Genomic DNA, 13,589 nt, shown 5'->3' with positions numbered 1-13,589 from the left:
GCCGGCGCACGGCGGGTCACGTCTGTCTGAATTCCTCACACGCCCGGGCGCGCGTGGTAGCCGCGCGCCCCGCTGCGGGTCACACGCTCCGCGCGTCGGACGGCGCGGACCGGACGAACGCGCCGTTCTCCCAGCGCCACTTCACCGTCTCCCGCACGTCGGGGCAGCAACGGGGCACGTCGGTGGACGAGTAGCCGAGCAGCGTGGCCACGACGTCCCCGCCGCGCACGGAGAAGTCCTCGACGTTGTTGCCGTCCTCGGGGGCGACGAGCGTGGCCACCACGCGCGGCTCCGCGCCGGCGGCCTGCGTGAGCACGTAGACGCCGTCGGGCGGGGTGCCCATCGGGGCGTCGCAGTGGACCGCGGCGACCGTCTCGGGGCGGCCGTCACCGTCGAGGTCGCCGGACACGTGCTTCTTCACCACCAGCTTCACGGGACCGCAGTCGAGCGGGAACTCCACGTCGGCCGGGTCCGGCGGCAGCGCCTGCGCCGGCGCGTTCTTCGTGTGCGGGGCGCCCGGCGCCGCGGCGGTCGCGTGGTCGGGCTGCAGGACGGAGGAGAGCGCCACGACACCGGCGACGGCCGTGGCGGTGGCGACCCAGTGGATGGGCCGGGCGTGCGTGTGGGCGAGCTCCGGAACGGCGGAAGGCTGCACGAGGAGTGTCTCCTGTGAGGGCTGTGCCGGTGGGGGTGGCCAGCATCGTGCCACACGTCACAGGACGGAGGGAACGGCGGGGTCCGCAGTCGTCGCGCGGAGGAGCCGTGGGGGCCCGGTACGGGGCCGGGCGTCAATGCGTCGGCGCCGTGGCGCAGTTCCCGTCGGGAGGGGGGAACTGCGCCACGGCGCCGGAGCGTTGCGGGAGTGCGGTCCGCGTCAGCGGCCGGTGCCTCCGTCGGCGTTGGGGCCGGAGTAGTCCTCGCCGTAGGCGCCCTTGGCCGGGCGGCGCCGGCGCATGGGCGGCTCCACGCCGTCGGCGAGCCTGCGGGCGGTGAGCAGGAAGCCGGTGTGGCCGATCATGCGGTGGTCGGGGCGGACGGCCAGGCCCTCGATGTGCCAGTTGCGGATCATCGTCTCCCAGGCGGTCGGCTCGTTGAAGCAGCCGATCTCCCGGATGGACTCGACGGTCCGGGCGAGCTGGGTGGTGGTGGCCACGTAGCAGCAGAGGATGCCGCCGGGGACGAGCGCCTTGGAGACGGCCTCAAGGCACTCCCAGGGGGCGAGCATGTCGAGGATGACGCGGTCGACGTCCGTGTCGGACAGGTTGTCCTGGAGGTCGCCCACGGTGAGCTGCCAGGCGGGGTGCGGGCCGCCGAAGTAGCGCTCGACGTTCTGCCGGGCGATGTCGGCGAAGTCCTCGCGGCGCTCGTAGGAGTGCAGCATGCCCTGGTCGCCGATGGCGCGCAGCAGGAAGCTGCTGAGCGAGCCGGAGCCCACGCCGGCCTCGACGACGCGCGCGCCGGGGAAGATGTCGGCGAAGGCGAGGATCTGCCCCGCGTCCTTCGGGTAGACGACGGCTGCCCCTCGGGGCATGGACAGGACGTAGTCGGGGAGCAGGGGGCGCAGCGCGAGATAGGCGACGTTCCCGGTGGTGCGGACAACGCTGCCCTCGGGAGCGCCGATCAGTTCGTCGTGGGGGAAGGAACCCTTGTGGGTGTGGAAGTTCTTCCCGGCCTCGAGCGTGAACGTGTAGTGGCGGCCCTTGGGGTCGGTCAGCTGAACCTGGTCCCCGACCTTGAAGGGCCCGCGCCTGCGGGCGGCACCGGTCGGTTCGGACATGTGACCAGCCTACCGGTCCCCGGAGGGCCCGCCGACCACGGACGGCGGCGGGGGCGGCGGGTCAGGAGGGGCGCGCCATGGCCTTCACGAAGGCCCGCTCCACGTCGGCGGCGGACAGCACGCCGTAGATCTCCCCGGTCTCCTCGACCACCAGGTACTCGGTGGCGGGCGCCGAGCGCAGCGCGTCCAGCAGCTCCTCCCCGGCCAGTTCCGCGGAGACGCGCATGCCCTCGGTGATGTCCTGGGCGAGGGTGCCGACCGGCACCCAGGGGCGCCGGTGCTCGGGCACGCCGACGATCGCGGCCTCGCGGACCAGGGAGAACGGCCTGCCCTCGGCGTCGACGACGACCAGCGCGCGGGCGCCGGCCGCGTTGGCCCGGCGCAGCGCCTCGGAGAGCGGGGTGTCGTTCTCCACGGGGACCGCGCGGCGGGTGAGGGTGCGGGCGCGCAGCTCGGGCAGGTGCTCGCGCAGCCGGGCCATGCGCAGGCTGTTCCCGGCGCCGGTCCAGATGATCGCGGCGAGGATGGCGGCGAGCAGGGCGTCCAGGACGGTGTCCATGCCGACGTTGTCCACGGCGTCGGAGCCGAGCGCCCCGGACTGGGTGAGCAGCGGCAGTCCGATCAGCACGCAGACGGCGAGGGCGCGGCCCACCCAGGCGGCGGCGACGGTGCCGGTCATGGGCTTTCCGGTGATCGCCCAGACGACCGCGCGGAGCATCCGGCCGCCGTCCAGCGGCAGGCCGGGCAGCAGGTTGAAGACGGCCACGATGAGGTTGGACACCATCAGTCCGGCCAGCAGCACCCCGGGGACGCTGCTCGGCTCGACGGCGAGCAGACCGAGGTAGAACAGCCCGGCGAGCACCAGGGAGAGCAGCGGGCCGACGAACGCCAGCACGAACTCCCTGCCGGGTGTCTCGGCCTCCTTCTCGATCTCGGAGACGCCGCCGAAGAACTGGAGCTGGATGCGGCGCACCGGCAGCTTGAAGCGGAGGGCGGCGAGGGTGTGCGCCAGCTCGTGCACCAGCACGGAGGCGTAGAAGGCCACGGCGAAGAACAGGGAGACCAGGTAGCTGGCCGCGCCCAGCTCGGGCAGGACGCGGTCGATCTGGCCGCCGAACACCCACGTGATGAGGATGGCGACGAGGAACCAGCTGGGCGCGACGTACACGGGCACGCCGAACGGGCGGCCCATCAGCAGTCCGCCGCGCTTGCGCTCCTCGGGGCGTTCCGGGGGCTGTCCCTTGCCGCTGCCGGAGTGGGCGAACGGGTGGTCGGGGTGCTCGGGCCGTCCGGCGGGCGCGTGGGAGGGGTGGTCCACCGGGGGTTCCGTGTGCGCCGGGGTGCGGTGCCGGTCGCGGCCGGGCCCGTGCGCGTCGTGGTCCGGGGCGGCGCCGCTGTCCTGCGGCGTCCCGCCCTCGGGGGCCGGGGCGCCGGGGCCGGGCGTGGGGCCCTCGGGCCGGCCGTCCGTGTCGTCGGCGGGCGTCGGGGCGGAGGGGGTCGTGGGGGCGTCGCCGGTGCCGCCGGGGGCCTGGGCCTCGGGCCCGGTGTGGTCGGCCGACTCGTCGTTGCCGGGCCGCGGCTGTCCGCGCCCGCCGCTTACGTCCACCGGTGTCCCCTCGCTCGCTGCGTCTCCCGCGCCTGCCGGACGGGAGGGTCCTGGGTCGATGGTATGCGGCGTCCGCCGCCTCTTCCGCCCCGCACCCCTGTCTCTACCCCCTCGTTCCCCTTCCTCCCCACGCTCCCCGTGGCGCACTCCCCGCCCTCGTGCCCCGGGGGTTGTCCACAGGGTCGCCGCGATGTCGGCGGCGGGCCGTAAGGTCTGTGGTCATGGAGACGAGCACCGAGGGCGCGACGCGGCCCGACATCAGCCCGGCCGGGCCCGGCGAGGCAGCGGACACGGTCGTGGTGGCCGGTCCCCCCGCCGCACCGCCCGCCTCGCTGTCGCCGTCCCGTGCGAGTGACTTCATGCAGTGCCCGCTGCTGTACCGGTTCCGGGTGATCGACCGGCTGCCGGAGAAGCCCAGCGAGGCGGCGACCCGGGGCACGCTGGTGCACGCGGTGCTGGAGCGGCTGTTCGACGCCCCGGCCGGCGACCGCACGGTGCCGCGCGCCAAGTCCCTGATCCCCGGCCAGTGGGACCGGCTGCGTGAGAGCAGGCCGGAGGTCGCGGAGCTGTTCGCGGACGACCCGGAGGGCGAGCGCCTCGCGCGCTGGCTGACGGAGGCGGAGGCGCTGGTCGAGCGGTGGTTCTCGCTGGAGGACCCGAGCCGGCTGGAGCCCGCCGAGCGGGAGCTGTTCGTGGAGGCGGAGCTGGACTCCGGACTGCGGCTGCGCGGCATCATCGACCGGGTGGACGTGGCGCCCACGGGCGAGGTGCGGATCGTCGACTACAAGACGGGCAAGGCGCCCCGCCCGGAGTACGCGGAGGGCGCGCTGTTCCAGATGAAGTTCTACGCCCTCGTGGTGTGGCGCCTGAAGAAGGTCGTCCCGCGCCGGCTCCAGCTGGTGTACCTGGGCAGCGGCGACGTACTGACGTACGACCCGGTGCTCGCGGATCTTGAGCGGGTGGAGCGCAAGCTGCTCGCGCTGTGGCAGGCGATCCGGCGGGCCACCGAGACGGGCGACTGGCGGCCCCGGCCGACGAAGCTGTGCGGCTGGTGCGACCACCAGGCGCACTGCCCGGAGTTCGGCGGCACTCCCCCGCCCTACCCGCTGCCCTTGAGGGCGCCTGAGTCCGGCGGGGGCGAGCAGGGCAGAATGGGGCCGGACTAGCGAAGGAGACTTACGTGGCCATCCGCGTCCTACTGGTCGACGACCAGCCGCTGCTGCGCACCGGATTCCGGATGATCCTGGAGGCCGAACAGGACCTCGCGGTCGTCGGCGAGGCCGGGGACGGGCTCCAGGCCCTGGACCAGGTGCGGGCGCTGCAGCCCGACGTGGTGCTCATGGACATCCGCATGCCGCGGATGGACGGGGTGGAGGCCACCCGCCAGATCACCGGCCCGGAGCGGAACGGCCCGGCGAAGGTGCTGGTGCTCACGACGTTCGATCTCGACGAGTACGTGGTGGAGGCGTTGAAGGCGGGCGCCAGCGGCTTCCTGCTGAAGGACGCCCCGGCCAACGAACTGGTGCAGGCGATCCGGGTGGTGGCCGCCGGTGAGGCGATGCTCGCGCCGAGCATCACGCGCCGTCTGCTGGACAAGTACGCCACACATCTGCCCTCCGGCGAGGAGCCGGTGCCGGACACCCTGCACACGCTGACCGACCGCGAGGTAGAGGTGCTGAAGCTGGTGGCGCGCGGGCTGTCCAACGCGGAGATCGCCGCCGACCTGTTCGTCAGCGAGACCACGGTGAAGACGCACGTGGGCCATGTGCTGACCAAGCTGGGCCTGCGCGACCGTGTGCAGGCCGCGGTGTACGCGTACGAGAGCGGGCTGGTGCGCCCCGGCGCGCAGTAGCGCGCACGCCGCCCCCCGCAAGGCACGAACCGTGGGGGCGCCCTCCCGGCCGGGAGGGCGCCCCCACGTTCGTGTGTGCGACGGGTCAGCTGCTCTTGCTCAGCTCCCAGAACCGGAACACGGTGGACGCGTCGAGGCAGTACTCGAGCCCGTAGACGCCGTCCTGGACGACCGCGTACTGCTTGCCCTGCCAGATGGGCAGCAGCGGGATGTCCTCGGCGACCTGGTCCTGGATCTCGCCGAACTCCTTGTCGGTGGCGCCGCGGTCGCTCTCGGCGGCCGTGCGCGGGAGGAGCGTCTTGGTGATCTCGCCCGGCTCGTAGTGGTTGGAGAGGACGTTGCCCTCGCCGAAGAACGGGGCGGTGAAGTTGTCGGCGTCCGGGTAGTCCGGCACCCAGCCCTTCACGTAGACGCCGTACTTGCCGGCGGCGACGTCCTTCTCGTACTGGGCGAACTCGACCGACTTCACGTCGGCGTCGAACAGGCCGCTGGCGTTGAGCTGCTTGGCGATCGCCTCGAGCTCCTGGTCGGTGGCCGGACCGTATCGGGCCGGGGTGGACCAGAGGGTCAGCTCCACCTTCTCGGTGATGCCCTCCTTCTCCAGTGCGGCCTTGGCCTTGGCCTTGGAGGGGCGGGCGCCGTAGGTGTCGAAGAAGGCCGTGTTGTGGCCGGCGACACCGGCCGGGATGATCGAGTACAGCGGGGTGGCGGTGCCCTCGTACACGTCGTGCATGAGGGCGTCGCGGTCGATCAGGTACGCCATGGCCTTGCGGACGCCGAGCCGGCCGGCGACCGGGTCCTTCATGTTGAAGACCAGGTGCTGCACCTCGGCGCTGCTGCCCTCGACGACCTCGATGCCGCCGTCTCCGGTGTCGGCCTCCTCGATCTCGGTGATGGCCTGGGCGGTGAGACCGCGGTAGGCGATGTCGACCTCGCCCTTCTCCAGGGCCTTCTTCAGACCTTCCTGGTCGCCGTGGAAGAACTGGAGCGTCACGCCGGAGTTCTCAGGTTCGGCCGAGCCGCTGTAGTGCTCGTTGACGGAGAAGACGGCCTTGCCGTCGTCGAAGGAGTCCAGCTTGTACGGGCCGGAGCCGACCGCCTTGCCGTCCTCGCGCAGTCCGTTCGCGTCGTACTCACGGTGGTTGACGATGGCGCCGGCGCCGGAGGCGATCTTGCTGGGGAAGGTGGCGTCGGCCGTGTTCAGCCGGAAGACGACCGTCTTCTCGTCCGGCGTGTCCACCTGCTCCAGGGTCGGGAACATGACCGCGGGACCGTCGGGATCGTCGATCTTGAGCATGCGGTCGAAGGAGAACTTCACGTCCTCCGAGGTGAGCGGGTCACCGTTGCTGAACTTCAGCCCGTCCCGCAGCGTGCAGGTGTACACCCGGGTGGCCGGGTCGGAGAACTCGCAGCTCTTGGCGGCGTCCGGCTGCGGCTCGGTGCCTCCCTTGGGGAACCCGAGCAGGGACTGGAACACGTTGTTGAACAGCAGCCAGGAACCGGGGTCGTACCCGGACGCGGGGTCGGTGGCCAGGACGTCGTCGGACATGCCGACGACGATCTTGGAGCCCTTCGACGCCGCGTCCCCGTCCTCGGAGCCGCAGCCGGTCAGGAGGCCGGAGGCCAGCACCGCCACGACGGGCAGTGCCGGCCACTGGGTGCGCAGGTTCACGTGCGATGCCTTGTCGTTTCCGTGGGTCCGGACCGACACCGGATCCCGGCGTACTGGTTCGTCAGCCGCTGACGCCCCGTCCGAGCTCCCACAGCTGGAGCGTGGAGGAGGAGTTCAGCGCGTAGGCGGTGCCGGTGATGTCGTCACGGGCGGCGAGGTACTGCTTGCCCTGCCACAGCGGCAGCACGGGCACGTCGTCGGCCACGATGTCCTGGATCTTCTCGAACGTCTTCGAGGCGTTCAGCCGGTCGGCCTGGCGGCGCGACTGGGGAATCAGGTCCTTGCGGACGTCGGTGTTGACGTAGGGCGAGTTGAGGAAGTTGTCCTCGTCCAGGAAGGGCGCGACGAAGGCGTCGGCGTCCGGGTAGTCCGGGAACCAGCCCATGCCGTAGACGTCGTACTTGCCCTTCTGGCCGGCCGGGCGGAACTTGTCCCAGGAAGTGCCCTCGGTGTCCGTCTCGAACAGGCCGCTGTCGTTGAGCTGCTTGCTCAGCTGCTCGAACTCGGCCTTGGTCGCGGGACCGTAGTGGTCGGTGGTGTAGTGCAGCGTGAGCTTCACCGGCGTGTCGACGCCGGCCTCCTCGAGCTCCTCGCGCGCCTTGGCCACGTTCGGGTCGCCGTACTTGTTGAAGAAGGCGTTGGAGTGGCCGGTGACGCCGGCGGGCACCAGCGAGAACAGCGGCTCGGCCTGGCTGCCGTAGACCTTGGCGACGAGCTCGTCGCGGTTGATCACCTGGGCCATCGCCTGGCGGACGGCCTTGTCCTTCACCGACGCGGCCTTGGTGTTGAAGGCCAGGTAGCGGATCTCCAGACCCGGGGACTCCACCAGCTCGATCTCGCCGTCGGTGGCGTTGGCCAGCTTCTGGATCTGGTCCGGCGACATGCTGCGGGTCATGACGTCGATCTTGCCGTCCTCCAGCGCGTCGCCCATGGACTCGGCGCTGTCGTAGGCGACCATCTCGACCTTGTCGTTGTTGGTCTGCAGCACGCCCTTGTACGAGGGGTTCTTGGTGAAGGTGGCGCGGACCAGGGCGCCGTCCTTGACCTCGGACTCCATCGTGTACGGGCCGGAGCCGTCGACGTCGAAGCCCTCGCGCAGCTTGTCCTGGGCGTAGTCGTCCTTGTTGACGATGCCCGCGACGGGCGTGGACAGCTTGTACGGGAAGGTCGCGTCGGCCGCCTTGAGGTGGAAGATCACCTCGCGGTCGCCCTGGGTCTCGACGGTGTCGATGGTGGACAGCAGGGCGAAGACACCGCTGTCGCCTTCGAGGGAGAGGGCGCGGTCGATGGAGTACTTCACGTCCTGCGCGGTGATCGGGTCTCCGTTGGAGAACTGGAGGCCGTCGCGCAGGGTGCAGCTGTAGCGCTCGTTGCCGGCGTCGGTGAAGCCGCAGGACTCCGCCGCCTCGGGCACGGGTTCGCCGTCGCCGCGCGGCTGGACCATCAGGGTCTGGACGGTCTGGCGCAGGATGTTCCAGGTGCCGACGTCGTAGGCCCAGGCGGGGTCGAGGGGGGCGAGCCCTTCTTCCTCCGAGGCGGTGAACCGGTCCGTGGTGCCCACGACGATCGCGTCGCCGCTGCCGCTGCCGCTCTCGGCGTCGCCACAGGCGGCGAGCACCGGCGCGAGCAGGCCCATCGCGGCCGCCAGCACCAAAGTCTTGCGGTTCATGCTCGATTTCTCCAGGACGTCGTCGTCTCCGCGCCGTCCGCGCGTGCAGGGGTCGGCACGGCGGCGAACAGGGAGGGGTGTGGTTCTCGCGACGACATTAGTCCGCGTCCGCAGGAGGGTTCGCAGCCCCCGGAGTTGGGACCTCATCACGCAGTGGAACCAGGTGTGAACGGACCGACAGGGATGACCGGGGAAGGATTGGTGCAGCTTCCCACCAATCAGGACACATGGGCGCGCCGGTGATCTCCCCAATCGGGCGGGATGCACACCCGGACATCGTTGTCGATGCGTGTGAATGTGGTGAACGTCACGTGTGAAAAGTGGCTCGGTGACCCCGCGGATTCGGCCACCGGCGGCCGGAAACGCATGCGGACGGCTCGGACGGAACGGCCCCTGGACGGAGCGCCGCGCATGCCGGTTCCGGCGGCGGTGCACACCGCGTGAGCGGTCAGCGCAGGTCTGTCATCAGACCGCGCAGGAACGGCAGGTCCACGACGTCCAGCGACGGGACGACCGTGCGCCGGGCGGCCGGGGTGATGGGCCCCACGGAGGGCACCGCGACGACCTGGCAGCCTGCGGCCTCGGCGGCGGTGACGCCGGTGACCGTGTCCTCGACGACCGCGCAGCGCACCGGGTCGGCGCCGAGCCCGGCGGCCGCCGCGAGGTAGGGGTCGGGGTGCGGCTTGGTGCGCGGCACCTCGTCGCCTGCGACGGACAGGGCGAAGTACTCGGCGCCCAGGACGGGCAGCACCCGGTCGATGATGCGCCGGTGCGAGGCGGAGACGAGCGCCGTCGGGATCTCGTGCTCGGCCAGCTCGGCGAGCAGCCGCGCGGCGCCCGGCATCAGCGGCAGGGCGTGGTCGATGCGGCTCTCGAAGGCGTCGTTGAGCCGGACCGTGAGCTCGTCGAGGCCGATGTCGGCCCCGGTCGCCTCGATCAGGAAGCCCGCGCTGCGGGTCATGGGGCCGCCGACCACGATGTGGCGCCAGGCGTCGTCGAGGGTGTGCCCGAGGGACGCGAAGACCTCGGTCTCGACGTCCCACCAGAAGCCCTCGGTGTCCACCAGGGTGCCGTCCATGTCGAGGAGCACGGCCTGGAGGGCCGAGCCTTCGGCCGTAAGGGTTCCGAGCGCGGGGACCGTACTGGTCATCCACATACCTCCTGAAGGGACGATCAGGCCGGTTCCCACGAAGGGAACCGGCCTGCGGTGGACCGACCAGTGTACGTCGTGCGCGCCGGAAGTGCCTGGTGCGGCCTCCGGGGCGGCGGCCGCGCGGGGCCCGGCGGGCTTCGCCGGACCGGCTCGGCGGGCGTCGCCAGCCCGGCTCAGCGGGCGTTGAAGTACTTCGCCTCCGGGTGGTGGATCACGATGGCGTCCGTGGACTGCTCGGGATGGAGCTGGAACTCCTCGGAGAGCTGCACGCCGATGCGTTCCGGCTGCAGCAGGTCCGCGATCTTGGCGCGGTCCTCCAGGTCGGGGCAGGCGCCGTAGCCGAGGGAGAAGCGGGCGCCCCGGTACTTCAGGGCGAACATGTCCTCCATGGCGTCGGGGTCCTCGCCCGCGAAGCCGAGCTCGGAGCGGACGCGGGCGTGCCAGTACTCGGCGAGGGCCTCGGCGAGCTGGACGGACAGGCCGTGCAGCTCGAGGTACTCGCGGTAGGCGTTGGCCTCGAACAGCCGGGCGGTCTCCTCGCCGATCCGGGAGCCCACGGTGACGACCTGGAACCCGACGACGTCGGTCTCGCCGGACTCCTCCGGGCGGAAGAAGTCGGCCAGGCACAGACGGCGGCCGCGGCGCTGGCGCGGGAAGGTGAAGCGGGTGCGCTCGTTGCCCTCCTCGTCCAGGACGATCAGGTCGTCGTCCTTGGAGACGCAGGGGAAGTAGCCGTAGACCACGGCCGCCTCCAGCAGGTTCTCCGTCTGGAGCCGGTCCAGCAGGCCGCGCAGCCGCGGCCGGCCCTCGGTCTCCACCAGTTCCTCGTAGGTGGGGCCGTCGCCCGTGCGGGCCTGCTTCAGACCCCACTGGCCCTTGAACAGCGCGCCCTCGTCGAGCCAGGAGGCGTACTCCTTGAGCTGGATGCCCTTGACGACGCGGGTGCCGCGGAACGGCGGGGTGGGGACGGGGTTGTCGGTGGCGACGTCGGAGCGGACGCTGCCCTCCTCGGGACGCTCCTCGACCTCCACGGTCGCCGCGCGCACCCGCCGCTGCTTCAGCTCCGGCAGTGTCACGCCCGGAACGCCGCGCTTGATGCCGATCAGCGCGTCCATCAGGCGCAGGCCCTCGAACGCGTCGCGGGCGTAGCGGACCTCGCCCTGGTAGATCTCGTGCAGGTCCTGCTCGACGTAGGCGCGGGTGAGGGCGGCGCCGCCCAGGATGACCGGGTAGTCGGCGGCCAGGCCGCGCTGGTTGAGCTCCTCCAGGTTCTCCTTCATGATCACCGTGGACTTCACCAGCAGACCCGACATGCCGATCACATCGGCCTTGTGCTCGTCCGCGGCCTCCAGGATCGCCGAGACCGGCTGCTTGATGCCGAGGTTGACCACGTTGTAGCCGTTGTTCGACAGGATGATGTCGACGAGGTTCTTGCCGATGTCGTGGACGTCGCCGCGCACCGTGGCCAGCACGATCGTGCCCTTGCCGGCCTCGTCGGTCTTCTCCATGTGCGGCTCCAGATGAGCCACCGCCGTCTTCATCACCTCGGCCGACTGCAGCACGAACGGCAGCTGCATCTGCCCCGACCCGAACAGCTCACCGACCACCTTCATGCCGTCCAGCAGGGTGTCGTTGACGATGTCCAGCGCCCGACGCGTCTGAAGCGCCTCGTCCAGGTCGGCCTCGAGGCCGTTGCGCTCGCCGTCGATGATGCGGCGCTTGAGCCGCTCGTCCAGCGGCAGCGCCGCGAGCTCCTCGGCCTTGCCCGCCTTCAGCGACTTGGCCGTCGCCCCCTCGAACAGCTGCATCAGCTTCTGCAGCGGGTCGTAGCCCTCCGAGCGCCGGTCGTAGATCAGGTCGAGGGCGGTTTGGACCTCTTCCTCGCTGAAGCGGGCGATGGGGAGGATCTTCGAGGCGTGCACGATCGCCGAGTCCAGGCCCGCCTTGACGCACTCGTCCAGGAACACGCTGTTGAGCAGGATGCGGGCGGCCGGGTTCAGGCCGAAGGAGATGTTCGACAACCCCAGGGTGGTCTGCACGTCCGGGTGGCGTCGCTTCAGCTCACGAATGCCCTCGATCGTGGCGACGCCGTCGCCCCGGGACTCCTCCTGGCCGGTGCAGATCGTGAAGGTCAGACAGTCCACGAGGATGTCGGACTCGTGGATGCCCCAGTTCCCGGTCAGGTCCGCGATCAGGCGTTCGGCGATCTCGACCTTCTTCTCCGCCGTCCGCGCCTGGCCCTCCTCGTCGATGGTCAGCGCGATCAGCGCCGCACCGTGCTCCCGCGCCAGCGCCGTCACCCGGGCGAAGCGGGACTCGGGACCGTCGCCGTCCTCGTAGTTCACCGAGTTGATCACGGCGCGGCCGCCGAGCTTCTCCAGCCCGGCCCGGATCACGTCCACCTCGGTGGAGTCCAGCACGATCGGCAGCGTCGAGGCGGTCGCGAACCGGCCCGCCAGCTCCCGCATGTCCGCCACACCGTCCCGGCCCACGTAGTCCACGCACAGGTCCAGCATGTGCGCGCCCTCGCGGATCTGGTCCCGTGCCATCTCCACACAGTCGTCCCAGCGGCCCTCCAGCATGGCCTCACGGAACTTCTTCGACCCGTTCGCGTTCGTCCGCTCACCGATCGCCAGGTACGAGGTGTCCTGCCGGAACGGCACACTCTGGTAGAGCGACGCCGCACCCGGCTCCGGACGCGGATCACGCTCCGCGGGGGCCAGCTCCCGCACCCGCTCCACCAGCTGCCGCAGATGCTCCGGCGTGGTGCCGCAGCAGCCACCCACCAGCGACAGCCCGTACTCCTGGACGAACGTCTCCTGCGCGTCCGCCAGCTCCGGCGCGGTCAGCGGGTAGCGGGCGCCGTCCTTGGTCAGCTCGGGCAGGCCCGCGTTCGGCATGCACGACAGGGGGACGCGGGAGTGGCGCGCCAGGTAGCGCAGGTGCTCACTCATCTCGGCGGGACCGGTCGCACAGTTCAGGCCGACCATGTCGATGCCCAGCGGCTCCAGCGCGGTCAGCGCCGCGCCGATCTCCGAGCCGAGCAGCATGGTGCCGGTGGTCTCCACCGTCACCGACACGATCAGCGGCACCTCGAGGCCGACGGCCTCCATGGCGCGGCGGGCGGCGATGACGGACGCCTTGGTCTGCAGCAGGTCCTGCGTCGTCTCCACGAGCAGCGCGTCGGCGCCGCCGGCGATCAGGCCCTCCGCGTTCTGCTGGTAGGCGTCGCGGATGGCGCCGAACGTGGTGTGGCCGAGAGTCGGCAGCTTGGTGCCCGGGCCCATGGAGCCCAGCACCCAGCGCGGCCGGCCGTCGCGGCCGGTGAACTCGTCGGCCGTCTCGCGGGCGATGCGGGCGCCCGCCTCGGACAGTTCGAGCACGCGCTCGGGGATGTCGTATTCGCCCAATGCGGTGAGGTTGGCGCCGAACGTGTTCGTCTCGACGCAGTCGACGCCCGCGGCGAAGTACTCCGCATGGACCGAACGGACGATGTCCGGTCGGGTCAGGTTCAGGATCTCGTTGCAGCCCTCGAGGTTCTGGAAGTCCTCGAGGGTGGGGTCCTGGGCCTGGAGCATCGTGCCCATCGCTCCGTCGGCGACCACCACACGGGTGGCCAGGGCCTCTCGGAGCGCGGACACACGGGTCCGGCTGTCGGCGGAAGGGGTCAGCGGCAACGAGGCCATGAAAGGGGCTCCCTCAGGTGCGACGGCTGTCGGCTTTGCGGCTGCCCGGAAAAACCACCTGTTCGAGCTTCCCCGGCAGGGCGCACGCCGTCAGGGTATCCGGGACCGCCCCCTGGCGTCGGGGGCGTCCACGGGCCGGACGAAGATGGCCGACGGGCGACGGTCGGGGGCGGG

9 protein-coding genes are annotated in these 13,589 nt (G+C 71.2%); 2 read left to right on the top strand and 7 right to left on the bottom strand.

Features of this window, described 5'->3' with window-relative positions:
* Positions 1-79: 79 nt before the first annotated feature.
* The 3 genes from ACQZOG_RS10475 to ACQZOG_RS10465 all read right to left on the bottom strand — a co-directional run bounded on the left by ACQZOG_RS10475 (position 80) and on the right by ACQZOG_RS10465 (position 3,383).
* Entirely contained in the window at positions 80-655 is a 576-nt protein-coding gene (locus ACQZOG_RS10475; RefSeq protein WP_193469146.1) for a hypothetical protein, read from the bottom strand.
* A gap of 219 nt (positions 656-874) precedes the next feature.
* The gene (locus tag ACQZOG_RS10470) at positions 875-1,777 is read right to left on the bottom strand and encodes a tRNA (adenine-N1)-methyltransferase (protein WP_019522703.1); all 903 of its coding nucleotides are present in this window, start codon (positions 1,775-1,777) and stop codon (positions 875-877) included.
* Positions 1,778-1,838: 61 nt separating this feature from the next.
* On the bottom strand, positions 1,839-3,383 hold the full coding sequence (locus ACQZOG_RS10465; RefSeq protein WP_193469149.1) for a site-2 protease family protein: 1,545 nt from the start codon (positions 3,381-3,383) through the stop codon (positions 1,839-1,841).
* Positions 3,384-3,604: 221 nt separating this feature from the next.
* Between ACQZOG_RS10465 and ACQZOG_RS10460 the strand changes: the two genes are divergently transcribed.
* Both ACQZOG_RS10460 and ACQZOG_RS10455 read left to right on the top strand, forming a co-directional pair.
* A complete protein-coding gene (locus tag ACQZOG_RS10460; RefSeq protein WP_203551120.1) occupies positions 3,605-4,549 on the top strand; it encodes a RecB family exonuclease in 945 nt (314 codons plus the stop codon).
* Between the two features lie 14 nt (positions 4,550-4,563).
* The gene (locus ACQZOG_RS10455) at positions 4,564-5,235 is read left to right on the top strand and encodes a response regulator (RefSeq protein ID WP_024885186.1); all 672 of its coding nucleotides are present in this window, start codon (positions 4,564-4,566) and stop codon (positions 5,233-5,235) included.
* A gap of 85 nt (positions 5,236-5,320) precedes the next feature.
* Here the strand turns inward: ACQZOG_RS10455 and ACQZOG_RS10450 are convergent, their stop codons facing one another.
* From ACQZOG_RS10450 to metH, 4 genes are all read right to left on the bottom strand, one after another.
* Positions 5,321-6,907, bottom strand: coding sequence for an ABC transporter substrate-binding protein (locus ACQZOG_RS10450; protein ID WP_033276698.1), 1,587 nt, complete (start codon positions 6,905-6,907; stop codon positions 5,321-5,323).
* Positions 6,908-6,968: 61 nt separating this feature from the next.
* The gene (locus tag ACQZOG_RS10445) at positions 6,969-8,576 is read right to left on the bottom strand and encodes an ABC transporter substrate-binding protein (RefSeq protein ID WP_033276699.1); all 1,608 of its coding nucleotides are present in this window, start codon (positions 8,574-8,576) and stop codon (positions 6,969-6,971) included.
* 448 nt (positions 8,577-9,024) lie between these two features.
* Positions 9,025-9,726: an HAD family hydrolase gene (locus ACQZOG_RS10440; RefSeq protein WP_033276700.1), complete on the bottom strand. Its 702-nt coding sequence runs from the start codon at positions 9,724-9,726 to the stop codon at positions 9,025-9,027.
* Between the two features lie 176 nt (positions 9,727-9,902).
* Complete coding sequence (gene metH / locus ACQZOG_RS10435; RefSeq protein ID WP_359519720.1) at positions 9,903-13,415, bottom strand: methionine synthase; 3,513 nt, start codon at positions 13,413-13,415, stop codon at positions 9,903-9,905.
* Positions 13,416-13,589: the final 174 nt, after the last annotated feature.

It is taken from the genome of Streptomyces sp. P13-3-3 (assembly GCF_050571355.1).
Taxonomy (GTDB): Bacteria; Actinomycetota; Actinomycetes; order Streptomycetales; family Streptomycetaceae; genus Streptomyces; species Streptomyces althioticus.
Note: the sequence above shows the minus strand (reverse complement) of the source record. Positions and strands in the feature narration are given on the sequence as shown.

Bases quoted from the DNA above. Each gene is read 5' to 3' on its own strand.
- ACQZOG_RS10470 (WP_019522703.1), bottom strand. From the start codon at position 1,777: ATGTCCGAACCGACCGGTGCCGCCCGCAGGCGCGGGCCCTTCAAGGTC.
- ACQZOG_RS10460 (WP_203551120.1), top strand. From the start codon at position 3,605: ATGGAGACGAGCACCGAGGGCGCGACGCGGCCCGACATCAGCCCGGCC.
- ACQZOG_RS10445 (WP_033276699.1), bottom strand. From the start codon at position 8,576: ATGAACCGCAAGACTTTGGTGCTGGCGGCCGCGATGGGCCTGCTCGCG.
- ACQZOG_RS10440 (WP_033276700.1), bottom strand. From the start codon at position 9,726: ATGACCAGTACGGTCCCCGCGCTCGGAACCCTTACGGCCGAAGGCTCG.
- metH (WP_359519720.1), bottom strand. From the start codon at position 13,415: ATGGCCTCGTTGCCGCTGACCCCTTCCGCCGACAGCCGGACCCGTGTG.